The 25,647-nt window shown below is 59.6% G+C and carries 21 protein-coding genes; 12 read left to right on the top strand and 9 right to left on the bottom strand.

Annotation, left to right across the window (positions count from 1 at the left end; translation table 11 throughout):
- Window positions 1–109 precede the first annotated feature (109 nt).
- Together purH and purD are read left to right on the top strand one after the other, a co-directional pair.
- Window positions 110–1,675, top strand: coding sequence for a bifunctional phosphoribosylaminoimidazolecarboxamide formyltransferase/IMP cyclohydrolase (gene purH / locus D9N14_RS22530; protein WP_290584108.1), 1,566 nt, complete (start codon window positions 110–112; stop codon window positions 1,673–1,675).
- Between the two features lie 173 nt (window positions 1,676–1,848).
- Window positions 1,849–3,144, top strand: coding sequence for a phosphoribosylamine--glycine ligase (gene purD / locus D9N14_RS22525; RefSeq protein ID WP_290584106.1), 1,296 nt, complete (start codon window positions 1,849–1,851; stop codon window positions 3,142–3,144).
- Window positions 3,145–3,212: 68 nt separating this feature from the next.
- On the opposite strand, the gene D9N14_RS22520 is transcribed toward purD, so the two are convergent.
- Together D9N14_RS22520 and rimK are read right to left on the bottom strand one after the other, a co-directional pair.
- Window positions 3,213–4,235 carry a succinylglutamate desuccinylase/aspartoacylase family protein gene (locus tag D9N14_RS22520; RefSeq protein WP_290584104.1) on the bottom strand — a complete coding sequence of 341 codons (1,023 nt, stop codon included), beginning with the start codon at window positions 4,233–4,235 and terminating at the stop codon, window positions 3,213–3,215.
- A gap of 6 nt (window positions 4,236–4,241) precedes the next feature.
- Window positions 4,242–5,153: a 30S ribosomal protein S6--L-glutamate ligase gene (gene rimK, locus D9N14_RS22515; protein WP_290584102.1), complete on the bottom strand. Its 912-nt coding sequence runs from the start codon at window positions 5,151–5,153 to the stop codon at window positions 4,242–4,244.
- 233 nt (window positions 5,154–5,386) lie between these two features.
- On the opposite strand from rimK, the gene D9N14_RS22510 reads away from it, so the two are divergent.
- Both D9N14_RS22510 and D9N14_RS22505 read left to right on the top strand, forming a co-directional pair.
- Complete coding sequence (locus tag D9N14_RS22510; protein WP_290584100.1) at window positions 5,387–6,424, top strand: cyclic nucleotide-binding domain-containing protein; 1,038 nt, start codon at window positions 5,387–5,389, stop codon at window positions 6,422–6,424.
- Window positions 6,425–6,556: 132 nt separating this feature from the next.
- Window positions 6,557–9,376 carry a hybrid sensor histidine kinase/response regulator gene (locus D9N14_RS22505; RefSeq protein WP_290584098.1) on the top strand — a complete coding sequence of 940 codons (2,820 nt, stop codon included), beginning with the start codon at window positions 6,557–6,559 and terminating at the stop codon, window positions 9,374–9,376.
- Between the two features lie 12 nt (window positions 9,377–9,388).
- Here D9N14_RS22505 and D9N14_RS22500 read toward each other — a convergent pair whose 3' ends face one another.
- Together D9N14_RS22500 and D9N14_RS22495 are read right to left on the bottom strand one after the other, a co-directional pair.
- Entirely contained in the window at window positions 9,389–10,867 is a 1,479-nt protein-coding gene (locus tag D9N14_RS22500) for an AAA family ATPase (protein ID WP_290584096.1), read from the bottom strand.
- A gap of 19 nt (window positions 10,868–10,886) precedes the next feature.
- The gene (locus D9N14_RS22495; protein ID WP_290584094.1) at window positions 10,887–11,234 is read right to left on the bottom strand and encodes a hypothetical protein; all 348 of its coding nucleotides are present in this window, start codon (window positions 11,232–11,234) and stop codon (window positions 10,887–10,889) included.
- A 132-nt stretch (window positions 11,235–11,366) separates the two neighbouring features.
- Here D9N14_RS22495 and coq7 point away from each other — a divergent pair, with 132 nt between their 5' ends.
- The 5 genes from coq7 to minE all read left to right on the top strand — a co-directional run bounded on the left by coq7 (window position 11,367) and on the right by minE (window position 16,954).
- Window positions 11,367–12,020: a 2-polyprenyl-3-methyl-6-methoxy-1,4-benzoquinone monooxygenase gene (coq7, locus tag D9N14_RS22490; protein ID WP_290584092.1), complete on the top strand. Its 654-nt coding sequence runs from the start codon at window positions 11,367–11,369 to the stop codon at window positions 12,018–12,020.
- 40 nt (window positions 12,021–12,060) lie between these two features.
- Complete coding sequence (locus D9N14_RS22485; protein ID WP_290584090.1) at window positions 12,061–14,865, top strand: hybrid sensor histidine kinase/response regulator; 2,805 nt, start codon at window positions 12,061–12,063, stop codon at window positions 14,863–14,865.
- 189 nt (window positions 14,866–15,054) lie between these two features.
- Entirely contained in the window at window positions 15,055–15,846 is a 792-nt protein-coding gene (gene minC / locus D9N14_RS22480; RefSeq protein ID WP_290584088.1) for a septum site-determining protein MinC, read from the top strand.
- A 32-nt stretch (window positions 15,847–15,878) separates the two neighbouring features.
- Window positions 15,879–16,691 (top strand): septum site-determining protein MinD, encoded by an 813-nt coding sequence (gene minD, locus D9N14_RS22475; RefSeq protein WP_290584086.1) that lies wholly within the window; start codon window positions 15,879–15,881, stop codon window positions 16,689–16,691.
- A complete protein-coding gene (gene minE / locus D9N14_RS22470; RefSeq protein ID WP_290584084.1) occupies window positions 16,691–16,954 on the top strand; it encodes a cell division topological specificity factor MinE in 264 nt (87 codons plus the stop codon). Before minD ends, minE begins: the two co-directional genes overlap by 1 nt.
- A 93-nt stretch (window positions 16,955–17,047) precedes the next feature.
- Here the strand turns inward: minE and D9N14_RS22465 are convergent, their stop codons facing one another.
- From D9N14_RS22465 to pomA, 5 genes are all read right to left on the bottom strand, one after another.
- Window positions 17,048–17,818: a flagellar brake protein gene (locus D9N14_RS22465; RefSeq protein WP_290584082.1), complete on the bottom strand. Its 771-nt coding sequence runs from the start codon at window positions 17,816–17,818 to the stop codon at window positions 17,048–17,050.
- Between the two features lie 285 nt (window positions 17,819–18,103).
- Window positions 18,104–19,126, bottom strand: a complete 1,023-nt coding sequence (locus D9N14_RS22460) for a hypothetical protein (RefSeq protein WP_290584080.1) — start codon at window positions 19,124–19,126, stop codon at window positions 18,104–18,106.
- Entirely contained in the window at window positions 19,126–20,208 is a 1,083-nt protein-coding gene (locus tag D9N14_RS22455; protein WP_290584078.1) for an AraC family transcriptional regulator, read from the bottom strand. Before D9N14_RS22455 ends, D9N14_RS22460 begins: the two co-directional genes overlap by 1 nt.
- Before the next feature lie 92 nt (window positions 20,209–20,300).
- Window positions 20,301–21,482: a flagellar motor protein MotB gene (locus D9N14_RS22450; protein ID WP_290584076.1), complete on the bottom strand. Its 1,182-nt coding sequence runs from the start codon at window positions 21,480–21,482 to the stop codon at window positions 20,301–20,303.
- A 13-nt stretch (window positions 21,483–21,495) separates the two neighbouring features.
- Window positions 21,496–22,257 (bottom strand): flagellar motor protein PomA, encoded by a 762-nt coding sequence (gene pomA, locus D9N14_RS22445; RefSeq protein WP_290584074.1) that lies wholly within the window; start codon window positions 22,255–22,257, stop codon window positions 21,496–21,498.
- Window positions 22,258–22,458: 201 nt separating this feature from the next.
- Here pomA and D9N14_RS22440 point away from each other — a divergent pair, with 201 nt between their 5' ends.
- The 3 genes from D9N14_RS22440 (at window position 22,459) to dxs (ending at window position 25,623) form a co-directional block, all read left to right on the top strand.
- On the top strand, window positions 22,459–22,713 hold the full coding sequence (locus D9N14_RS22440; protein ID WP_290584072.1) for an exodeoxyribonuclease VII small subunit: 255 nt from the start codon (window positions 22,459–22,461) through the stop codon (window positions 22,711–22,713).
- The gene (gene ispA, locus D9N14_RS22435) at window positions 22,714–23,610 is read left to right on the top strand and encodes a (2E,6E)-farnesyl diphosphate synthase (RefSeq protein WP_290584070.1); all 897 of its coding nucleotides are present in this window, start codon (window positions 22,714–22,716) and stop codon (window positions 23,608–23,610) included. It abuts the gene before it with no gap.
- Window positions 23,611–23,709: 99 nt separating this feature from the next.
- Complete coding sequence (dxs, locus tag D9N14_RS22430; RefSeq protein WP_290584068.1) at window positions 23,710–25,623, top strand: 1-deoxy-D-xylulose-5-phosphate synthase; 1,914 nt, start codon at window positions 23,710–23,712, stop codon at window positions 25,621–25,623.
- The last annotated feature ends 24 nt before the right edge of the window (window positions 25,624–25,647 follow it).

Genomic DNA, 25,647 nt, shown 5'->3' with positions numbered 1-25,647 from the left:
AGCCCCCAAGTCTTAAATCCCGGGCGGTTTCCGACTACAATGCGCCCCTTTCCGGGGAGCCAGCCCCCCCTGTCCACTCACTTTCACGCATACAGTACAGACGTCCATCATGAGCAAGCCCATCAAACGTGCACTGATCAGTGTATCTGACAAAACCGGTATCGTTGACTTCGCCCAAGCCCTCTCCGCCCTGGGGGTTGAGATTCTCTCCACCGGCGGCACCTACAAACTGCTGCGGGAAAACGGCGTGGCCGCCACCGAGGTGTCCGACTACACCGGCTTCCCGGAAATGATGGACGGCCGGGTGAAAACCCTGCACCCCAAGGTCCATGGTGGCATTCTGGGCCGACGCGGCACCGACGACGACGCCATGCAGGAACACGGCATCACCCCCATCGACCTGGTGGCGGTCAACCTGTACCCCTTTGAGCAGACGGTTGCCAACCCCGATTGCGACCTGCCCACCGCCATTGAAAACATCGACATCGGTGGCCCCACCATGGTTCGTTCTTCGGCCAAGAATCACAAGTGGGTTACCATCGTGGTGAACGCCAGCGACTATGGCCGCGTGCTGGAAGAAATGAAAGCGGGCGACAACGTCGTCAGCGATCAGACCCGTTTTGAACTGGCACTGGCCGCGTTCGAACACACCGCCAGCTACGATGGCGCCATCGCCAATTACCTGGGCAGCCTGAAAGCCGATGGTGAAAAGACCCCGTTCCCCCGCACCTTCAATACCCAGTTCCTGAAAGTGCAGGAGATGCGCTACGGTGAGAACCCGCATCAACAGGCCGCGTTCTATAAGGAGGCCAATCCGGCAGAACCGTCCGTGAGCACCGCCGTGCAATTACAGGGCAAAGAATTGTCCTTTAATAACGTGGCCGATACGGATGCCGCGCTGGAGTGTGTGAAATCCTTTAAGGAACCCGCCTGCGTCATCGTCAAGCACGCCAACCCCTGCGGTGTGGCGGTGGGCGCCACCATCAACGACGCATACGAGCGCGCCTTCCAGACTGATCCCACTTCGGCCTTTGGTGGCATCATTGCCTTCAACCAGCCCCTGGACGACGTCACCGCCCGCAACATCATCGGCAAGCAGTTTGTGGAAGTGATCATCGCCCCCGGTGCCAGCGACACCGCCGTGGCCATTGTGGGTGAGAAGAAAAACGTGCGCCTGCTGACCTGCGAACAATGGGGTGAGCGCGTGCCCGGCTTTGACTACAAGCGCGTCAACGGTGGCCTGCTGGTTCAGGACCGTGACAACGGCATGATCACCCAGCAGGATCTGAAAGTGGTGACCAAGCGCGCCCCAACCGCAGATGAAATGCAGGATCTGATGTTCTGCTGGCAGGTGGCCAAGTTTGTGAAGTCCAATGCCATTGTGTATGCCAAGGGTCTGCAGACCATCGGCATCGGTGCCGGTCAGATGAGCCGGGTGTACAGCGCCAAAATTGCCGGCATCAAAGCCGCCGATGAAGGCCTGACCGTACCCGGCTCGGTCATGGCTTCCGACGCGTTCTTCCCCTTCCGGGACGGCATTGACGCCGCGGCAGCTGCAGGCATTCGTGCAGTGATTCAACCCGGCGGCTCCATTCGCGACGAAGAAGTGATCGCCGCTGCTGATGAAGCGGATATCGCCATGGTCTTTACGGGGATGCGTCACTTCCGTCATTGATCTGCGACGAAGCACACTTTGCTGAGATGACGGGGCTGACAAGACAGGAACGTCAGCGGCCAGGGACGGCCGCTGCCAAACGCACAGGGATGTGCTTGTAGCGATTCCTGTCTTGTCAGCCCCGTCATCCCCCCGATAGACTTTAAGCAGTAATTACATTCTGAGGGTAGACAATGAACGTTTTGATTATTGGAAATGGTGGTCGCGAGCACGCACTGGCCTGGAAAGCCGCCCAATCCCCCACCGTGAGCAAAGTCTTCGTGGCTCCGGGTAACGCCGGCACCGCGCTGGAGTCCAAGGTCGAAAACGTTGATATCGATGTCCTGGCCACGGACGCGCTGGTGCAGTTTGCCAAGCGCAATGATATTTTCCTCACCATCGTGGGCCCCGAAGCGCCCCTGGTGGCCGGCGTGGTGGATGCCTTCCGCGCCCAGGGCCTGAAATGTTTCGGCCCCACCCAGGGTGCCGCACAACTGGAAGGCTCCAAGGCCTTCACCAAAGATTTCCTGGCCCGCCATAACATCCCCACCGCCGCCTATGGCAACTTCACCGAAATTGATAAAGCAGTGGCCTATGTCAAACAGCAAGGCGCCCCCATCGTGGTGAAAGCCGACGGCCTGGCCGCCGGCAAAGGCGTGATCCTGGCGCAAACGGAAGAAGAAGCCATCGCCGCCATCGAAGATATGTTGGCGGGCAACAAATTCGGTGACGCCGGCAGCCGTGTGGTGATCGAAGAATTCCTGGTGGGCGAGGAAGCCAGTTTCATCTGCATGGTGGACGGTAAAAACGTGCTGCCCATGGCCACCTCCCAGGATCACAAAGCCCGGGACAACGGCGACCTGGGCCCCAACACCGGTGGCATGGGCGCCTATTCCCCCGCCCCGGTGGTGACTCCTGAAATCCAGGAGCGGGTGATGCAGGAAGTGATTTATCCCACGGTGAACGGCATGGCCGCTGAAGGCAATGTATACACCGGTTTCCTCTATGCCGGCCTGATGATCGGACCGGATGGCACCCCCAAAGTGCTGGAATACAATTGCCGCTTCGGTGATCCGGAAACCCAGCCCATCATGATGCGCCTGAAATCAGATCTGGTGTTCCTCTGCGACATGGCGCTGGAAGGCAAGCTGGACCAGGTGGAGGCGCAATGGGATGAGCGGGCGTCGCTGGGCGTGGTATTGGCCGCCGGCGGTTATCCGGAAAGCTACCAGAAAGGGGACCAGATTTTCGGCCTGCCGGAAGTCGAGCAGGATGACAGCAAAGTCTTCCACGCCGGAACCAGCCTCGATGGGGAGCGGGTCAGAACCAACGGAGGCCGGGTGCTGTGTGCCGCTGCGTTGGGTGCAACCGTGGCCGAAGCCCAGGCCAAAGCCTACGACCTGGTGAAGCAGATCAATTGGAATAATGTGTATTACCGGGATGACATCGGTTATCGGGCCGTAGCTCGGGAGCGGGAAAACCAGGGTTAACGCGCCGCTGGATCATTCAGCTCTGTTGCTCGGACAGGCCTCAGAGCTGAATGACCACTGAAAGCGGATTACAGCCCCCCATCAAACTCCTGACGGAACTCTTCCACCACCGACTCCACATCATCAATATCGTCAAAGCGCCCCAGATGGAGCAGCGCTTCCCCTTCGTTCACCAGCGGCAAATTGGTGTTGCCAATGACAATGCCGGCAAAAGGCGCCAACACCGGGGTTTCACTGCCCCCCAGCGGGCCGTCGATGATGCCCATCACTTCCCCGCGCGCCACCCGGTCACCCAGCTGCAACTTGCTGCGGAACAGACCATCGGCGGGAGCACGCACCCAGGAGGAGGATTTGGCAATAAAGCTGGGCGCCGTGGGCACTGACGCTTTGCGGGGCGGCAGCATTTTCAGGTGCATCATCACGTTGCGCACACCTTTCACGCCGGCACGAATCGCCGGCTCATCGAAGCGCAACGCCTCACCGGCTTCGTAGGTGATGATGGGAATACCCAGGTCGTCCCCCGCCCCACGCAGTGAACCGTCCCGAATGGGAGCATCAATCACCAAGGGCACGCCAAAGGCCTGCGCCAGATCGGCGGCTTGTTGATTCTCCAGGTGCACCCGTATTTGCGGCATGTTGGAGCGGTGGGCCGCGCCGGTGTGCAGGTCGATGGCATATTGGCACTTGCTGAGGATTTCCTGCACAAACAGGTTAGCGATGCGTCCGCCGAGGGAGCCTTTTTCCGAGCCGGGAAAACACCGGTTCAGGTCACGGCGATCCGGCAGGTAACGGGAGCGGTGAATAATGCCCAGCACATTCACCATGGGCACGGCGATCAACGTGCCCCGCAGGTTCTTGAGCCAGGGTGCTTTCAACACCCGCCGCACCACTTCGATGCCGTTCAGTTCATCCCCGTGGATGGCCGCGCAGATCATCAATACCGGTCCGGACGTCTTGCCGTTGACCACCTGCACCGGGATATGGATGTCGGTGTGGGTATACAGCTGGCCAATGGGAATATTGAACGTTTGCTGCGACGATGGCGCAATGGACTGCCCGAATATTTCGATTGCCTGGGAACGGCGCGCCATAAAAGATTACCCTTTGCCGACGGTTCGGTTGCTGGCCTTACCTTCCATGATGCGTTTTTCCATAAAGCTGTAGATCATCCCCGCCACATCCTTGCCGGTGGCGCTTTCAATGCCTTCCAGGCCCGGCGAGGAATTCACCTCCATCACCAGTGGCCCGTGGTTGGAGCGGATCAGGTCCACCCCGGCGATATTCAGCCCCATGATGCGGGCAGCCCGCACAGCGGTGGCCCGTTCTTCCGGAGTGATTTTAATCAGGGTGGCACTGCCGCCCCGATGCAGGTTGGAGCGGAACTCGCCGGGTTTGGCCTGGCGTTTCATGGCCGCCACCACTTTGTCGCCAATAACCAGACAGCGGATGTCCGCGCCGGAGGATTCCGCAATGTATTCCTGAATCAGAATATTGGCTTTCAATCCCAGAAAAGCTTCAATCACGCTTTCAGCCACTTTACGGGTGTCCGCCAACACCACGCCGATGCCCTGGGTGCCTTCCAGCAGCTTGATCACCAGGGGCGCACCGCCCACCATATCGATCAAATCGGGAATCTCATCCGGGGAATGGGCAAAACCGGTGACCGGCATACCCACGCCCTTACGGGACAACAGTTGCAGGGAGCGCAATTTGTCCCGGGATCGGGAAATGGCAACGGACTCGTTGACCGCGAACACCCCCATCATTTCGAACTGACGGACCACAGCGGTGCCATAAAAAGTAATGGAGGCACCGATGCGGGGAATCACCGCGTCGAACCCTTCCAGGGCTTTGCCTTTATAGTGGATGGTGGGTTTGTGAGTGGCCATGTTCATATAACAACGCAGAGTATCGATCACCTGCACCTCGTGGCCACGGGCCTCACCCGCCTGCACCAGGCGTTGAGTGGAGTACAACTTTGAGTTCCGTGACAGAATTGCTACTTTCATCTTAGATCCATTTCACATTGAGCGGAGAAGCGGGGATCGGCTGGCGCCAGCCCGGTCAGGTGGCGTTTATACCAGATCCTGCCCCCCTTCACCTGATTATTTTTCGTAAATTCGCGGCCTGATCAGTCCATGAGCCGGCGGCACAAGAACACTTTTCGAACACAGCATCCACCTGATCATCCCTCCAGTCTGAACTATACTTTTCCTACTCATCTGACCGCAAAGGAATCGCCATGTCTCAGCCTGCCCCCTCTCTGGACGAAGCCGCCATCAAACAACTGGTGCCGTTCAACGAATTGCTGCGTCATCAATTCCAGGAAGCCCTCAAATGCTGTGAGTTGCTCACGTTACCACCCCGCAAAAAGCTATTCAAACGCGGGGAACAGGATGCTTTCTGGTACTACCTGCTGGACGGCTCGGTGGACCTGCTGGACGAGGAATTCAACATCACCAGTTTCAGCGCCGAAGACCCGGAATGCCGCCGTGCTTTGGATAATAGACCCCCACACCGGTTTTCCGCCATCACCACCGGTGACTGCCAGATTCTGAAGGTGGACAAGGCACGCCTGGACCTGGCCATCACCTGGGAGCAGGCCGGTGAATACGGGGTGGAGGACTCTGACGATGAAAACGAGGTGGACTGGATGTCCGCCCTGCTGGAATCCGAAGTGTTCGCCAAAGTGCCCCCGGCCAACATCCAGCGCCTGTTTGCCTCGTTCAAGAATGAAGAACGCAGCCTGGGGGATGTGATTGTGGCAGAGGGCGACCAGGGGGAGCGCTTTTACGTCATCGAACACGGCAGTGTCCTGATCAGCAAACGGGCGGAACACGGTATGGAACAGGTGGCCAGGCTGGGGCCTGGCCAGTTCTTCGGTGAAGAGGCGCTGATCGGCGAAACCACCCGCAATGCCACGGTGACCATGGAAACCGACGGCGCGCTCATGTACCTGGAAAAGGAAGAGTTCAAGAGCCTGCTGGAACGCCCGGTTCTGAATCAGGTGACCGAACAGGACGTGGAGGCCATGCAGGCGGACAGCACGGAGCTGGTGCTGCTGGATGTGCGGCTGAGTGGCGAGTTCAAGCATTTTCACCGGAAGAACTCCGTCAACATTCCCCTCAACAAATTACGCCAGCGCAGCCAGTCCTTGAAGCCGGATGCCTGTTATGTGGTGGTGGACAACGCCGGTCCGCGGGCAGAACTGGGCGTATACCTGTTGATCAAGGCGGGGCTGCAGGCGTATCTGTTGCAGTCCGAGACCGATGCAGGGTGAGCACTTACCCTTATTTTTCTGAGGTTTAACGCCAGAAATATGGGTTATTTCCACCTGCAACGGTGGGATTTGGCAGTCACACTGAATATACTTGAAACAAAATTAACCAGTTGAGCAGGATGCCACCACCCCATGAAGCCGAACCACCGCCTTAGCCTGGCCAGTCGGAGCGCCCTGTTGCTCTGCCTGCTGCTGACCGTATCCCTCGGTCGGGCGGCGGTGGTATTGGAATCACCCAATTTTCATTTCCTCATCACCCAGAATATCAGCTACTTCGAAGACACCGAAAACCAGTATCGCCCCGAAGACTTCACCGACGAACGCCTGCTGCAACAGTTCACCCCCGCCCGCACACCGGTACTGCGACTGGGTTACACCGATTCCACCCTGTGGCTGAAAGTACAGATTGAGAGCCACCTCACTCACCCCGTCAATGCCCTGGTGTATGTGAGCCAACCCAACATCGGGTTTCTCGCGGTCCATGAACTGACCCGGGACGGCACCCAGGAAGTGGAACGGGTGGGCAGCATGACCGACAACATCCACGGCTTCGTCAAACACCGGGCACCGGTACTGCGCCTGTTCATGATGCCGGGACAACGTTCGGACTATCTGATCGAGGTGCGTTCCCGCCAGTACATGTCCATGGTGCTGAGCGTGTCCGACCCCGCCACCTTTTACCAGAGCCAGTTCAAACAGCAACTGGTGATGGGCCTGGCCCTGGGCTCACTGCTGATGCTCAGCCTGTACGGCGGTTTTGGCGTGATCAAAACCCGGGACAGCAGTTACGGCTACTTTGCCCTCTATGCCCTGGCGATCATCTATTACTGTGCCTGCGCCTTCGGTTACGTGGGCTACTACTGGTTCCCCTACACCAACCTTCACAGCCAGCTGGAAACCTCAGCCCTGATCCTGATGTTTGCCGCCTCCCTGCAATTCAGCCGCAAGTTGTTCGAGTTGCACCGCAGCCGCCGCCACCTGGACCGGGTCAACCGGCTGCTGATTCTGGTGATGCTGATCGCGCTGGTGGCGGTGTTTTTCATGGACATCCAGACCGGTTCGCGCATTTCGGTGATCCTGGCGTTGCTGGCGGTACCCTTGAACTTTTTCAATGCGGCGATCCGGGCCCTGGACGGGTTCAATCCGGCCCGCATCATGGTGGCCCCGCGGCTGATCATCCTGTTCATCGGCCTGATGACGGCACAGACCGTATTCGGCATGCTGGCGGTGGGCATGGAAACCCTGCACATTCTGGTGACCAGCCTGTTCGTCGACTGCTTCGCCGCGGTGGTGGCCCTGAACGTACGCCAACGCAAAGTCAGACTGCTGGAAGAACAGCAACGCCAGCATGTGGCGGTGCTGGAGGCAGAACGGCGGGCCAAGACCGAATTCCTGGCCCAGCTCAGCCACGAAATCCGCACCCCCATGAACGGCATCCTGGGCATGGCGGAGCTGCTGGAGGATTCCCCCCTCTCCCCTTCCCAGGAGGACTACGTACGCACCATCAGCGCCTCCGGCAACAATCTGTTGAAAATCCTGGACGACATTCTGGATTACTCCAAGATTGAAACCGGCAAAATGACCCTGGATATCACCTCCTTTGACATCGGCATCATGCTGGCGGAATGCATCGACGTGTATCGCCAACGGGCAGAGGAAAAAGGCATCGAGCTGATCACCCACATTCATAACGACATCCCGTTCCAGGTGAAAGGCGACCCCACCCGCATCCGCCAGGTGATTGCCAACCTGTTGTCCAACGCCATCAAATTCACCGATCACGGGGAAGTCATCATCGAGGTGAGTCCGGACCGGGAAAAAGGCCAGCACCACATCCGTTTCGCCATCACCGACACCGGCATAGGCATGGGGCGGGACCAGCTGCAGGAGCTGTTCAGCCAGCGCAAGGACCACCTGGAAAACCTGAGCCACCACGGACTCGGGCTGCCGATTTCCCAGCAGCTGGTGTACATCATGCTGGGGGAGATGGGAGCAGAGAGTCAGGCCAGCCGGGGCAGCACCTTCTGGTTCAGCATTCCCCTGGAGCCGGACCCGGACGGACAGGACGTGCCGCTGTTTGCCGACCAGCTGCAGGGCCTGCAACTGCTGGTGGTGGACGACAATGCGTCCTGCCGCCTGGTGTTGCAACAACAGGCCACCAGCTGGGGCATGAAAGTGTCCACCGCCATCAACGGACGCCAGGCCCTGGCGATGCTGCACAACCAGGCCACCATTCACGAGCCCTTTGATGTGGTGATTCTGGACCATGAGATGCCCGGCATGACCGGCATGGAACTGGCCGCCCGCATCAAGGAAGACACTCTGATCAACAACGACCCCCTGGTTTTGATGCTCACCGGCCTGGGCATGGCCCCCAGTGCCACCGCCGCCCGCAACGCCGGCATACGCCGGGTCATCAGCAAGCCGGTCACCGGGCGCACCCTGAAGGTAACGCTGCTGGAAGAGCTGGCCCACATCCGCCGCATTCATGCCGACCACCCCCAGGATGACCAGAAGCTGGAAACCCTTTCCCCCATGCGCATTCTGGTGGCGGAGGATCATCACCTGTCACAGAAGGTGGTGCGCGGTATGCTGTCCCGCCTGGGCATGCAGGCAGTGACGGTGGACAATGGGGTGGACGCGGTGAAGCTGGCCAAAGAGCAGGATTTCGACATCATCCTGATGGACTGTGAAATGCCCCAGCTGAACGGCTTCGATGCCACCCGCGCCATCCGTGAATGGGAGCAGGAGACCGGGCGCAGCCCGATTCCCATCATTGCCCTGACCGCCCACATCATGGACGAACACAAGGAACGCAGCCTGGAATGCGGCATGAATGCCTACCTGGCCAAGCCCATTGAACTGAGTGAACTGCGTGATGTGCTGATCCAGTGGCAGGATGCCCGGGATCACGCCGATTCTGACCAGGAACGCTTGAAAAGCCTGCTCTGAGTTGGGCCGCCGTCAGTCTGCCGCCACCGTACGGCCCTCAGCCCAGGCCCGCAGTTGCGCCAGCTGCTCCCCCATCACAACCGAAAGTGGCCGGGTGCTGGCGATTTCCTCCAGCACGTGCTGCGTATCCAGCTCCGTGGATTCCGCCTGACAGCGATACAGACCGGACACCACCGCCTGCTCGATTTCCGCACCGGAAAACCCCTCGCTGGCCCGGGCCAGGGTATCCAGGTCCAGATGCTCCGGGTTCTGGAAACGCTTGCGCAGATGAATGCTGAATATATCCCGCCGCACCGATTCCTGCGGCAGGTCCACAAAGAAGATTTCGTCCAGCCGCCCTTTGCGCACCAGCTCAGGGGGCATCCGGGAAATGTCGTTGGAGGTGGCCACCACAAACACCGGACGCTTGCGCTCCGCCATCCAGGTGAGCAAGACCCCCAGCAAACGCTTGGAGGTGCCGTTGTCACTGGCGTCCACCGACAGCGCTTTCTCAATCTCGTCCAGCCACAGCACGCAGGGGGACAGGGTGTCTGCCATGGCCAGGGATTCCCGCAGGTTCTTTTCCGTTTCCCCGATGTATTTGTTATAGAGCGCGGAGAAATCCAACCGCAACAGGGGCACCCCCCACATACCGGCCACCGCCTTGGCCGCCAGACTCTTGCCACCGCCCTGTACCCCCAGGAGCAGCACGCCTTTCGGGCTGTCCACCCCCTCCTGCGGATGGAGAAAATGATCCCGGCGCTTGGATAACCATTCCTTCAAGGCATTGAGCCCGCCCACATCGGCGAAGCTGGAAGTGTCGTATTCAAAGCTCATGACCCCATCCATGCCCAGCAATTCGAATTTGGCCCGGTTCAGCTCCGGCAGATCCGAGGCGGTGATGGCGCCGTCATCAAAAATGGCCCCCCGCGCCAGGCGGCGGGCATCGGAATAGGTGAGCCCGCGCAGGTTGGCCACCAGTTTGGTGAGGGTGGGGGTATCGGTCTTCACCTTGGCGCCCCGATTCTGGCTGGACCAGTGGCTGGCCTCCTCCTTCACCAGGTGCATCAACTGCTCATCGTTGGGTAACGACAGGTCCATCCGCGCGCAATAGCGTCTGAGCTCCGGGGGAATCTCCAGGGCATGACTGAGCAGAATCAACGTGTGGTGATGCTGTTCGTGGGCCATGGCGATTTCCTTCAGCAGGCGCACGTTTTTCGGGGCGTCCACCAGAAACGGATGAAAATCACAAAACACATAGATACCGGCGCGACCGCTCTGCTTGATGTGAGCCAGGGCAGAATCCGGTTCGTTCGTGAGGTGCTCCGTCACGCTGTGGGCCAGATCAATGCGCTGAATGCCTTCGGTCACCGACCAGGTGAATACCGGCTTTTGCTGTTTCACGCCGGCTTTGTTGATCAACTCCAATGCGCGGGGCTCTTCAAACGTTTCGATGACGATGATGGGCACCCGCGACAACATCATGATTTCCAGGTCGACCAGATCCGGCATGGAAATCTCCTTCTAATGATTATTCGTAGGGATTTTCGTAAAACACATAATTAGTAGAATAGTCACTGACTTCGAAATACACCTTCTTCTCGCCCGGGTCTTTCTGGTAATTCTGGTTCATATCCAGCACCCCATAGCCGAACCGGTAGGGGCGAGCCCCTTCGCCACTGGTGGCCGCCGCGGTGGACAGCTTGTCGATGCCGATGAAGCGCTTCACCAGTTTGTCACCGGCGTAAACGTCCAGCACCCCGTTGGTGCCGGTCCAGTTCTGAATGGCGCGCCCGATGGAGTTCTGGGTTTCCTGGGTGCAGCCAGTGCTCAGCCCCCCGACCAGTATCAGTGCCGCCAGTGTGGTTGCCTTGTTCATGCCTGTCATCCTTATGTGTGCAGTTTGCTTGTGAATCATGGACCCGGTATTCAGGGCTGGATCGAAAGCCGTATAATACCCCGACTTGGCGCACAATGTTTTACCACGCAATGTTTTACAAAAGGAAACGTCATGGGCACTCACCCCCAACGTCGCTACAGCCTGTTTGACCGCCTCATCGGCCAGGCGGACAACGCCCTGCGCACCGTGGCCGGGGGCCATCCCGGCACCCAGCGCCCCAACCCCACCGCGGGCACCGAGATCCCGCCGCTGGCCCCGGCGGAACGGCGCCATGTGGCCGGGTTGATGCGGGTAAACCACACCGGTGAAGTCTGCGCCCAGGCCCTGTACCAGGGCCAGGCGGTGACGGCACGACTGCCCCGCATCCGCCGCCAGATGGAGGTATCCGCCCAGGAGGAAGAGGATCACCTGCACTGGTGCGAGCAGCGCCTGCAGGAGCTGGGCAGCCACACCAGCCTGCTGAACCCGGTCTGGTATTCCCTGTCCTTTGGCATCGGTGCTGTGGCCGGCGCCATCGGCGACCGCTGGAGCCTGGGCTTTGTGGAAGAGACAGAGAAACAGGTCTGCCGCCACCTGGAGAGCCACATGGCACAGCTTCCTCCCCAGGACCAGCGCTCTCTGCGCATCCTGGAGCAGATGCATACGGATGAAGCCCAGCACGCCACCACCGCTCACAAGGCCGGCGCCATGGACCTGCCCTTTCCGGTAAAGAAACTGATGCAGGCAGTGGCAAAAGTGATGACCGAGACCGCATATCGCGTCTAAGCCACATATTCAACCGGCGCTACTCGAGTATACTGAGTATATGCCTGATGCCTTGTTCACTTGTATGCACCTGTTGCGCACCCGCGTCGCTCCGCTGATCTGTGCCCTGCTGCTGGTTTGCAGCCAGCCGGTGCTTGCCCACACGCTCAAATCCGACACCCTCACCCTGGGGGCGGATTTCCGTTACGGCAGCGCCGCCCAGTACGCCCACTACCTGCTGGACCCGGAGCAACGCCTGACCCTGGCTCAGGCACGGCAGGCCAGTCGCTGGTCCCCCATGGAGCAGCGTTTCGCCAATTTCGGCTTCACCACCGATGACCTCTGGCTCCGGCTGAGCCTGCACAACAGTGGTCCCGACCAAACCTTCATTCTGAGTCTGGAATACCCACTGCTGGACCGGGTGGATTTCTTCTATCCGGATGCCGACGGCCAGTACTCACAACACAGCACCGGCGACCAGCTGCCCTTCAGCAGCCGCCTGCGCAAGGATCGCTTTTTCTCGTTTCCGGTCACCTTGAAGGCCGGGGAGCGTAAAACCCTCTATTGGCGGGTGAGCAGCCAGGACACCCTGATCGCGCCACTGACGGTATCCACCCAGGAGGCCTGGGAATCCAATCAGCGCACGGCGATGATGTTGTTCGGCATGTATTACGGGGCCATCGTGGTCATTCTGCTGATCAACTCCTTCCTGTTCTTTTTTCTGCGCCAGCGGGCCCAGATCTATTACGTGGCCCTGCTGGCCAACTACGCGGTGGTGGAGTTGTCCCTCAACGGCACCGGCAATGTGTTCCTGTGGCAGGACTACCCGGAGTTCAGCAAACTGATTCGCCCCATCACCATCGGCATTCTCAGCATACTCACAGTGAAGATGACCAAGAGTTATTTCGGCCTGAGTCATATCCGCTTCGGCCGTCTCAACCTTGAACCCCTGGTGCTGAGTGTGGGGGTTATGGCCATCGTCTCCACCCTCACCCTGTCATTTACTTGGGCCATTCAGATCTCGCTGCTGGCCATGGTGGTGGTGACACCCTATGTGCTGACGGCGGCGTTCTACCAACTTTTTCAGGGCAAGAACGCCGCAATCTATTACCTTATCGGCTGGCTCGGTTTCATCATCGGCGGGGTGATGAACGTGCTGCGGGCCTTCGACATCATCGACGTCAGCTTCCTTTCCACCTATGGCTCGCAAATCGGTTCATTGTTCACCCTGGTGATTCTCAACATGGGCCTCACCGATCAGTTCCGGGAAGTGCAGCGCCTGAGCGAACGCAGCAAGGAACGCATCATCCGCCAGCAGGAAAAGCTCAATCAGCAACTGGACCATGCGGTGAAGGAACGCACCCAGGAGCTGGAAGCGCAGAAGCACGAAGCGGAGCGGGCCCGCTCCATGGCGGAGCAGGCGCTGGCAACCAAAAGCCAGTTTCTGGCCACCATGAGCCACGAGATTCGTACCCCCATGAATGGCGTCCTGGGCATCACCCAGATGCTGATGGATACCCCCCTCAACAACCACCAGCGTCACCTGATCACCACCATCAAGCATTCCGGCGACACCCTGGTGTCCATCATCAATGACATTCTGGACTATTCCAAAATCGAAGCCGGCAAGCTCACTGTGGAAAGCATTGAAGTGGATCTGCGCACCCTGCTGGACGAATGTATCGAACTGTTTTCCACCGCCATTACGCAGAAGCACATCCGCCTGGTGTTGATCGTCTCCCCCACCACGCCCGCCAGCATCCAGGGCGACCCCACCCGCCTGCAGCAGATCGTCATCAACCTGCTGGGCAACGCCATCAAGTTCACGGACCAGGGATACGTGGCACTGTGCAGCGACTATGACCACACCACCTCTGAATTGCGCATCACCGTGCAGGACACCGGCATCGGCATCACCGAGCAACAACAGCGCAAGCTGTTCCAGTCATTTTCCCAGGCGGACTCCTCCACCACCCGCCGTTTCGGCGGCACCGGCCTGGGCCTGGCCATTTCCAAATCCCTGACCCACATGATGGGTGGTCGCATCAGCGTAAAAAGCCGCGAAGGCATCGGCAGTGAGTTCTGGTTGGAACTGCCCTGCCGCCCATTGCGGTTTCCGGAACCGATTGCGGAACTGGCGGGCAAGCGGGTACTGGTGCTGGACCCGTTGCCGGAAGCCGTGAGTGGCCTGAAATCCCTGCTGTCGCTGCACCATATGGAGGTCGTCGAGGCGGTGGAGCAATCCCCCGCAGACGCGGTGGACCTGGTCATTCGCCACGCCAGCCAGCCGGAGCCGGCACACCTGCTCGGTCAGCACTGCCCCACCATTGTGCTGCAGCCGTTAGCCGATGCCCACCACCAGCAAGCCCTGCACATTCAGGACCCTTTCACCCATTCACAGTTGTTGCAGACCCTGCAGCAACTGGTCACCGGTCAACGGGAGCCCCGCCACGACCAGGATCAGGTGCAGGATTTCAGCGCCCTCAATGTGCTGGTGGCGGAAGACAACAACGTGAATCAATTGGTGGTGAAAGGCCTGTTGAAGAAATTCAACATCGAACCGGACCTGGCCAACGACGGCATGGAAGCCATTCAGTGTGTTCAATCCACCAGCAAACCCTATGACCTGATTCTGATGGATTGCGAAATGCCCAACCTGGACGGTTACCAGGCCACCCGCCGCTTATCCCAGATGCCGCAATGCCATCACACCCGCATCGTCGGCCTCAGCGCCCACGCCATGCAGGAGCACCGGGACGCTGCCATCGCTGCCGGCATGGTTGCGTTTCTCACCAAACCGGTGGCGGTGGAAACCCTGGCCACCGAGTTGGCACTCACCCGTCAACAGAAAGAACAGCCTAAATAAATTTCGATCACGAAATCGCAAACTTTTCCCTTCAATCTTTTCCAGTTCTGATACAATTGGGGCAAGTCATGGTTTGAAAAAGTGAGCAGTAATGCTAGCCCTGATGCAGGCTTTCAAAGAAGGCATGCACAGCACAAGGGCAATGGCTGCTTCACCGCAAAAATCCACTGGACAGGATGCCCTCAAACCATGAGCCAATTGGAGTTGTTCAGAAAAAAACGAAAAACACTGGGACCTATGCAGGACACAGAAGCCGCACTGGACTCGGAAGCCTGTTTCAAATTGAAAGGCAGCCGGGTCACCATGACCATTCTGGAGCTCTACCGTTATGACTACAAGAGCTTCAACGCCACCCTCTCCTCCACTGTCAGCAGCGCTCCGGATTTTTTCCAGCAAACGCCGGTGATTTTGAGCCTGGAGAAATGCCCTGGCGATAACTTTATCGACTTCATCGAGTTGGGTGAGCTGTGTCGGGAATACGGCATGATTCCCGTTGCCGTGCGTGGCGGCAGTGAAGAACAGATCCTGTCTGCCAATGTGGCGGGCCTGCCCAGTCTGCCGCCGGCCAGCATCAGTGCCCGCGGCCCTGAGCCCACCGAAGCCAAAGCCGGCACCACCGTGGAAATCCGCGAAGTGGAGGTGGAAGTGCCCATCAGCGCCAACAAAGTCATCACCACACCGGTACGCTCCGGCCAGCAGATCTATGCCCCCGGCGGCGACCTGGTGGTACTGGCCCCGGTAAGTGCCGGAGCCGAAATTCTGGCGGACGGTAATATTCATGTGTACGCTCCGCTGCGCGGTCGCGCGTTGGCGGGCGTCAAGGGCGATGACAGCGCCCGCATTTTCTGTCAGAGCCTGGAGGCGGAACTGATTTCCATTTCCGGGAACTATAAAGTGAACGAAGACCTGCAAGGCTCACTCTGGAAACAAGCGGTGAAAGCGGAGCTGGAAGGCGATCAACTCATCATCAGCCCATTGTAACGCAACAAGTATAACGTTAAGAGGATACGACATTGGCAGAGATTATCGTGGTGACCTCAGGCAAAGGCGGCGTTGGCAAAACCACCACCAGCGCGGCCATCGGCACAGGACTGGCCTTGAAAGGCCACAAAACCGCTATCATCGATTTTGACGTGGGTCTGCGTAACCTGGACCTGATCATGGGCTGTGAGCGGCGCGTGGTGTACGACTTCGTCAACGTCATCAACGGCGAAGCCAACCTCAACCAGGCCCTGATCAAAGACAAGCGGGTGGAGAACCTGAGCATCCTGCCGGCCTCACAGACCCGCGACAAAGATGCCCTCACCCAGGAAGGGGTGCAGAAGGTTCTGGATGAGCTGAAGAAAACCTACGATTACATCATCTGCGATTCCCCCGCCGGCATCGAGAAGGGCGCCCACATGGCCATGTACTTCGCCGATCGCGCGGTGGTGGTGACCAACCCGGAAGTATCCTCGGTGCGGGACTCTGACCGCATCCTCGGCATCCTGCAAAGCAAAACCCTGCGGGCGGAAAAAGGCGAAGCCCCCATTGAGGAACACCTGTTGCTGACCCGCTACAGCCCGGACCGCGTGGAACGGGGAGAAATGCTGAGTGTGAAAGATGTGGAAGAGATTCTGTCCATTCCCTTGTTGGGGGTCATCCCGGAATCCAAAGCGGTGCTGTCCGCCTCCAACCAGGGTCAGCCGGTGATCATGGACGAAGAGAGTGATGCCGGCCAGGCCTATATGGATGCGGTACGCCGACTGATGGGCGAGCAGGTTGAGCACCGCTTCCTGAATATTGCCAAGAAAGGCCTGTTGTCGAGAATGTTCGGAGGGCGGTAATGAGCTTACTGGAATTCTTCAAAACCAAAAAGAAAAGCACGGCCAGTGTGGCCAAGGAACGCCTGCAGATCATTGTGGCCCATGAGCGTTCAGCCCGGGATCAGCCTGACTACCTGCCCGCCCTGCAGCGGGATCTGGTGGCGGTGATCAGCAAATACGTGCCGATCACCGATGACATGGTGTCGGTGGCCCTGGACCAGAATGACGACTGTGCCGTACTGGAGTTGAACATCACCCTGCCGGAGCCGGAAACCGTACCCTGACCCGCTGGCTTCAGGCGTCTTTGGGGAGCCCTGTCGGGCTCCCGCTCCACCCTTCCTGCGCGGCCATGTTGCGAACCTGTTAGCCGTAAGTTGCTACGCCATCCCGGCTTCCAGTTCACGCTGACGCTGCACCCTCTGCATTCGCACCAGAAAGCGCTCGATGACTTTCGACTGGCTGTTGTTCAGCCCGGTGAGGCGCGCGCCCAGCAAGGTACAGGATTCCGCTTCAGCCGCCGTTTGCAGGTGACGCACCGCCAACTGGCTCACCATGGGGGCTTCGCCCCCCAACCGCAGTGCCAGCCGGGTTTCCTCCCCCAGTTCCGCAAACTCCCCCGGTATGGCCAGGCGAATGCCGGCTGCGGACAGGTCCAGCACTCGGGCCGCCAGATTACCCTGCTCCGGCAGTCGCACCACCGCATCCACCGGCATTCGGGCATTGACCGCCAGGCGAAAACTGCTGCGCCGCTGCGCCGCCATGATGTCCCGCGGCAGCTCCACGATCAGGGCGTTGCCTTGCTCCAGCGCCAGGGCACCGCTGACCCGGCTGTCGAAGCGGGTGGCCAAGCCATTCTCACTGGTGGCAACCTTGATGCGGCGACCGATCCAGTACTGGGTGGGAAAACGATGGGGGAAGGGTTCATCCAGGATCAGGCGGTTCTGTTCCAGATCCACCTCCAGCAGCAGACTCTGGAATACGTCGTCCACACCGGAGAAACGGGCCTGCAGCAGGCTGTGCTCTCGCCGCAACCGGAACAGGTGCATCACCTCTTCCGGTACGCTGCGCCGTTCAATGCGTTGTTCAAGAGGGTCGGTGTTGCTTTTCTGCTGCCACCAGCTTTTCAGTTTGGCTGCAACGCGTGCCATGATTCGCTCCCTGTTTGCCTTGGTTGACCGACAACGCAGTCCCGCTTAATGGGCGGGCCTGGACGCCGTATTCGGTTTTCGGTGCAAAGCTTCTGCCAAGTGCTCCATTGCCGAAAAAGCAAACTGACTGGAACGTTTTCTGATTATCGCCGCATCCTTTGCGGCATGCCACTCCTGTCCCCATCCCTGTAACCAACCCGGGACGAGGGTCCAACGTGGCGAAACCTTGCCCGTTTGGCGGCAGGGGCCAGGCCGCCGCTTGCCGCCAAACGGATCAACATGGGATCACGCCAGGGCCTCAGCACAGGCCTCACTGGCGTAGAATTCCGCCAGGTTGGCGCGCACCCTGGCCTCCAGCAACTGCCAAAGCGCCTCCCGCCCCAGGGCGCCGGGCAGAATCTGCTTCAGCTCATCGGTGACATAGGCCTGGGTATAGCCGATTTCGTTCACCAGATCCGCCAGCGTTTTGTCCCCATTCTCATCCAGAATATGATTGACGATGCCACGGATCATATTGTGCAAGTACTCAGCCTTGCGCACTTCATTCCACAGGTCATCACCGATCACCACCGAGGCATCAATGTCTTCCTCGGTCACGTAATGCTTGAACTTGGCGAAATCCTTCTCGCTGACGGTTTTCCAGAAGTGGTCGGCAATGGTTCGGATATTGCCTTCCGACAAGGCGTTGTTGAGGATTTTCTCACTCAGTTCCACGGAGCTGCGCAGGTTGCCGGCGATGAATTTTTTGATGGTGCCTTCTGCCGCACTTTCCAGGCTGGGCATGGCCTTGTTCAGGCTCTTGGCCCCGGCCTTCATCAGCGCCCCCACTCCGGGCACTTTCTTTACCACCACGTTCTCGGTGGTAATGTAATCCTTGATGCCGTGGTACAACACGTCGGTGATCAGCTCGCTGTAAATGGGACTTTCCAGCACCATGCGGATCACATCCATGCGCAACTTTTCAAACTGGGCGAAGTGGGCAACCGCCTTGTCGTACTCTTGCTTCGGTACCAGATTCTGAATGGTGGTGCCGTCGTTAAATTCCGATTGGATGCCGGTGATCACGCTCTTCACCACAATGGTCCGCAGCTCCTGGTTGAACGGCGCATTCGCCACCAGGCGGACGATGGTGTTGATCAACAGTTCACGGTCCAGGATGTCATTCAGGCTCACGCCGGCACCCCATGCCCAGAGGGCCGCCAGTTCACGCTCGATGCTGGCGTCGAGCCCTTCCCCCCGCAGCCGGCCCAGTAAAAACTGGACGTGGGCTTCCTGCAGTTTGCCGGTCAATTCAGTTTGGTCAGTCATCATTTTCCCTCAACATTGTTATTGTTGGCGCTGGCGCGCCGGTAGCGGGCGGGGGTCATACCCTCGCAACGCCGGAAGGCCCGGCTGAAATTGGACGCATCACTGTAGCCCAGGGCCGAGGCGATGGCATCCACCGACTGGCGGGACCCCGCCAACAACTGCCGGGCCTGGTGCATACGGACTTTATCGAGAATGGCCTGGAAGGTGGTGCCCTCTGCCTGCAGCCGGCGCTTGAACGTCCGCGGCGACAGATGCAGCCGGGTGGCCACCTCATCCAGCTTGGGATAATTGGGCTCCGCCTCTTTCAGCAGGCGATGCACACGGTACAGCAGGTCATCCTCCACTTGAATGGTCTGCAGTTCCCGCTGGCATTGCGCTTCGGCCAACTGGCGGGCCATGGGGTCAGACAGGTTGAGGCGGCGTTGCAACACCCCCTGACGGAATATCATCTGGTTGGCGGACTGATTGAATTCCACCGGCGGGCGCTGGGGAAACCATTCCTCCATGGCTTCAAAATAAGCCGGCTTGTCGCAGGTGCGGCGAATGCGCACCCCTTTTGGAATCTCCCCCAGCAGGTTGATGCTCATGGTGCCGAAACTGGCCATCACCGATTCCAGCAGGAAGGCGCCAGCGCGCCCCAGGTTAAGCAGTTCATCCACCTGCAGCACCACGTCTCCGCCGCGCTCGAACAGATCCAAGGCAAAGAAATCAAAGCGGGTGCGACAATATTTCACCGCCAGCTCCAATGCCTCCCCCAGGGTGGCGGCACTCATGGCGGCGAACCCCAGGAAGCCGTGGGTGGACAGTTTCAGCTGGAAGCCGAATTTGAAGCCCAGGGCCGGATCATCGGACAGGCGCACGGCATTGTCGATGAGGGCCTTGTATTGACGACCACTCAGACGCGCATCCAGGGATTTCAGGGTTTTCAGTTCGATTCCGGTGCCGGCCAGCACTTCCGCCAGGGGAATCTTCTGCCCCACCAGCATTTCCACCAACAGGGCAGCATACACCGCGTTGGCGCTGAGTTTATCCAATTCCCGATCCAGATCCTGTCCCGGTTCCTTGTGCAGGGGACGCTCCATAGTTTACCCGCGGCTGGCCTCAAATGACCAAACCATACCCGCACCGACCGGGCATGGCAAGCGCAGCGGGTCACTGGATGAAATCACGGGTGTCAGAAGAACTCGTCCTCCGGTTTGTCGTCGGGGGCGGGAGCGAAAGGGTCCACCGACAAATCGAAGGGTGATGGGCTGGGTTTGGCTCCGGATTGAGGCTGGCCGTCCACCGGGGCCTGATCCGGGCTGGCCTCCACCGGTTGTTCATTATCCAGCACACTGATGACGCCCTGGGCCTGATCGGTCTGTTGATCGGCTTCATCCCCCGACAGCAACTCAAACCCTTCCAGGTCCTCGATGCCCGCCTCTTTCAGCAGTGCGGTGTTGAATTCCGGGTCTTCCGGCAGCTCTTCTTCCCCGGACAGGTACTTTTCGTCTTCCGCCCCCTGTTCAATAACGATCTCCACCCGCCGGTTGCGGGAACGGTTGTCGTCGCTGTCGTTGGGCGCCATGGGTTTGGTGTCGGCGAAACCCTTGACGGTGAAATTAGTGGGGTCCATATCGCCGTCCTTCATCAATTCATGGGCCACCGACACCGCCCGGGCCGAGGACAGCTCCCAGTTGGAGCGGAAACGGGCGGTGGAAATGGGCAGGTCGTCGGTATGGCCTTCCACCGAGTAAATGCCGTCGATGTCTTTAATGGCGGTGCGGATCTTGTCCATGATGGGAACGAAATCCGGCCGCAGGGTGGCGGAGCCACTGGGGAAAGAGCCCTGCTCCTTCACCCGGATGACGATGCGGCGGTTGCGGGTTTCCACCTCCACGGCGCCGTTCTGAATGTCTTCCTTCATCATGGAGGCCACCTCCACCGCATCCGCCTGGGTCATGGCGATGAGCCGTTCCAGGATTTCCGCGGAATGGTCGGTGGACTGCTCCTGGGCATCCTCCCGTTGCTCACTGCGGCCGGGGGAACAGAGCACCTCCAGGGTATTGTTCATGGTCTCGGTGGTGGATTGGCGCACCTCATTCAGGGGCGTGGGCTGAGGTCGACCGGGGGAAAACTCCTGGGCGATGATAGAGGTGCCCTTGGGAATCTCTTTCATTTTGATTTTGTCCTGCACCCCGAAGGCATCCTTCATGGAGCCCGCCACCTGCTTGTATTTCTGCACGTCCATTTCGGAGAACGCCAACAACAGCACGAAGAAACACATCAGCAGCGACATCAGGTCGGCAAAGGTGGCCAGGTACGCGGGGAGCCCTTTCGGGCATTCAGGGCATTCGCATTCGTCTTCGTCAGCCATGGCTCTCTCCTAACTACTCCTCGCCTTCACTGGCGCGCTTGGAGGCAGGCAGGTAGGTTTTCAGCAGCCCCTGGATCACACGGGGGTTCTGGCCGGCCTGGATGGCCAACAGGGCGTCGATGATCATGGCCTGGATGCGGGCTTCATCGTCGGAACGCAGGGCCACCTTATCCGCCACCGGCAGGGCCCACATGTTGGCGATCATGGCACCGTAGAGGGTGGTGAGCAGGGCCACCGCCATGGCCGGGCCGATGGCTTTGGGGTCATCCATGGCGGACAGCATCTGCACCAGGCCGATCAGGGTCCCGATCATGCCCATGGCGGGGGCGGTGTCGCCAATGTTCACGAAAATCGCTTTGCCGATCGCGTGGCGGGCAACCCCCTCACGCATGTCTTTGCTGAGGATGCTCTTCACCACCTCCGGGTCATGGCCGTCCACCAGCAGCTGGATGCCCTTCTGCAGGAAATCGTTGGAGACTTCCTTGCCTTCCAGGGACAACAGTCCCCCTTTGCGGGCCACGTCCGCCAGCTCCACCACTTCCACGATGATTTCTTCCGGCGACGACAGCTTGAACTTGAAGGATTTACCCATGATTTTCATGGCACCCAGGAACTGGCCGAGGGAGTACTTCGCCATCACGGCGAACACCGTTCCCCCCACCACGATCAGGATCGACGGTATGTTCACGAAGATCATGACATCGCCGCCAGTTACCATGGCCATCACCACGATCACCAACGCTCCGATTAATCCTATGAGGGTCGCTAGATCCACACCCCTACTCCACCTGACTAAAAGTTATCCAAAAATTTGACTGAGAGCGGCCTACATGAGTAAGTCTAGACAGGAATTGGAGAAATTCCGCAATCCAGGCAGATTGTGATTAATTGTGGCATCGCATTGACCTCCACTGCATGATCGCCGAAACTTGCGCCCTCACCCGGCAACCACCGTTTTCCGCAACCAGGAGACCCCATGGCGAAGAAAAAATCCGCTATCGACTTTGAGCAATCCTTGCAGACCCTGGAGCAGCTGGTGGAATCCATGGAAGGGGGCGACCTGACCCTGGAGAAGTCTCTGGAAGCGTTTGAGCAGGGCATCAAACTCACCAAGGAGTGCCAGCAGGCCCTGCGGGAGGCGGAGCAGAAAGTAGAGATCCTGCTCAACCAGAACGGTGAGGAACAACTGGCGCCGTTTGCGGAGGAACAGCCCGGGGATGACGCCGAGTAAATGAGCGCGTTCGACCTAAACCGCTATCTGGAACAGTGCCAACGCCAGGTCAATACACGTCTGGCCTTCTGGCTGGAGCAGCAGAACGGCCTGGCGCCCCGGTTGGTGGAGGCCATGAACTACGCCACCTTCAATGGCGGCAAACGGGTGCGGCCGGTACTGGCCTACGCCGCGGCGGCCGCGGTGGGGGGAGATCCCCTGCAAGCGGACGATGTGGCGGCTGCACTGGAAATGGTGCATTCCTATTCCCTGGTTCACGATGATCTGCCCTCCATGGACAACGATGACCTGCGCCGCGGCAAGCCCACCTGCCACATCGCCTTTGACGAAGCCACCGCCATCCTGGCCGGGGATGCCCTGCAATGTCTGGCCTTTGAAGTGCTGGCGTGCTCTCCGGTGGAGCTCGGTGCGGAGGTGCGGCTGCGGTTGATCCGCTTACTGGCCACCAACAGTGGCACCCGCGGCATGGCCGGGGGGCAGGCCCTGGATTTGGCGGCCGAAGGGCAGACGCTGACCCTGGAAGCCCTGGAAACCATCCATCGCCACAAGACCGGCTGCCTGATTCGGGCCAGTGTGGCCATGGGTGCCCTGACCTGGCCCCAGGTGAGTGAAGCCCAATTGAGCGCCCTGGATCATTACGCCCAGGCCATAGGACTGGCATTTCAGGTGCAGGACGACATCCTGGACGTGGTGGGGGACACCCAACAACTGGGTAAACAGCAAGGCGCAGACCAGGCCCTGGAGAAAGTCACCTACCCCAGCCTGCTGGGATTGGAGCCGGCTCGGCAAAAAGCCCGGGACCTGTGCAACAATGCCGTGGCGGCCCTGGCGGACTTTGATCAGCGGGCCGAGCCGCTGCGACAACTGGCCCACTACATCGTCTCCCGCAGCCATTGAGCCCAAGAATTTACCCCTGGACGTTATTTTTGACGCCCGGGACCGTATAATGTCGGATTAACCCAATTCCCACCGGATTGGCACACAGGCAAGCTATTGATGTTTACCGAAATACCGCTCAAACGCCCCAGTACGCCATTGCTGGATCTGATTGACAGCCCGGCCCAGCTGCGACAACTGGACCCGGACCTGCTGCCTCAGTTGGCGGAAGAGCTGCGTCATTACATGATGTACGCCGTGGGCAAAACCGGTGGGCACTTCGGCGCAGGCCTGGGGGTGGTGGAGCTGACCATCGCCCTGCACTTCGTCTTCAACACCCCTGAGGACAAACTGGTGTGGGACGTGGGCCACCAGACCTATCCCCATAAAATCCTCACCGGACGCCGCGACGCCATGCTGAGCCTGCGGCAACGGGACGGTATCTCCGGATTCCCCAAGCGCAGTGAGAGCGAATACGACACCTTCGGCGTTGGCCATTCCAGCACCTCCATCAGCGCCGCATTGGGGATGGCCCTGGCCAGTCGGGCCCAGGGGCGCAGCAACCACAATATCGCCATCATCGGCGACGGCGCCCTCACCGCCGGCATGGCCTTCGAGGCCTTGAACCACGCCAGCCACACCAAAGCCAACATGATTGTCATTCTTAATGACAACGAAATGTCGATCTCGGAGAACGTGGGCGGGCTCTCCAACTATCTGTCCCGGGTCTGGGCCAGCCGTACCTACAACGCGTTACGGGAAGGCGGCAAAAAAGTCCTGGAGAACATGCCCAGCGCCATGGAATTCGTGCGCCGCACCGAGGAGCACATGAAAGGCCTGGTGTCCCCCGGCACCTTGTTCGAAGAATTGGGGTTCAACTACATTGGCCCCATCGACGGTCATAACCTGGACAAACTGGTGACCTACCTGGGGAAACTCAAGGAGATTCCCGGCCCTCACCTGCTGCACGTGTTCACCCGCAAGGGGCGCGGTTTCCAGGCGGCAGAGCAGGACCCCATCGGCTATCACGCCCTGTCCAAGATTGAGCCGAAACCGGCGGTGAAAACCGCGGACCCCAAACCCAAGCTGCCCAAGTACAGCGACGTGTTCGGCCAGTGGCTGTGCGATATGGCAGAGCAGGATAAACGCCTGGTGGGCATCACCCCCGCCATGCGGGAAGGTTCCGGCATGGTGGAGTTTTCCCGCCGTTTTCCGGACCAGTATGAGGATGTGGCCATCGCCGAGCAACACGCGGTGACCCTGGCAGCGGGCCTGGCCTGCGAAGGACAAAAGCCGGTGGTGGCCATCTACTCCACCTTCCTGCAACGGGCCTACGACCAGCTGATTCACGACGTGGCGCTGCAGAATCTGGACGTGACCTTCGGCATCGACCGCGCCGGCCTGGTGGGCGAAGACGGCCCCACCCACGCCGGTGCCTACGACCTTAGCTACATGCGCTGCGTACCCAACATGGTGATCATGGCCCCCGCCGATGAAAACGAGTGTCGCCAGATGCTCTACACCGGCTACCAGCACCCGGGCCCGGCAGCCGTTCGCTACCCTCGGGGCACTGGACCCGGCGCGGCCATCGAAACCACCATGGCCTGCCTGCCCCTGGGCAAGGGTCGCATGATTCGGGACGGCAGCAAGGTGGCGATTCTGTCTTTCGGCAGCGTGCTCACCGCCTGCCGCACCGTGGCCGACAACCTGGCGGCTTCCCTGGCGGACATGCGCTTTGTAAAACCGCTGGACGAGGCCCTGATCCTGGAACTGGCGGAGCGCCATGAACTGCTGGTGACCGTGGAGGAAAACGCGGTGCAGGGGGGAGCCGGTTCTGCCGTACATGAGGTACTGGCCAGACAGGGCATTACTGTTCCGGTATTGAACCTGGGCATTCCGGACTATTACATCGAACAGGCCAAACCGGCAGAAATGATCGCTGAGTGCGGACTGGATGCGGAGGGCATCGAACGCGCAGTGCGCACACGCCTGCAGCAACTGGCCGCCCGCAAGATCAAACAGGATGCGGTCTAGTCCGCCGCCGTTTACCGCAGGCGG

This window comes from Ketobacter sp. (assembly GCF_003671495.1).
Lineage (GTDB): Bacteria > Pseudomonadota > Gammaproteobacteria > Pseudomonadales > Ketobacteraceae > Ketobacter.
This window is presented reverse-complemented; position numbering and strand designations above follow the sequence as displayed.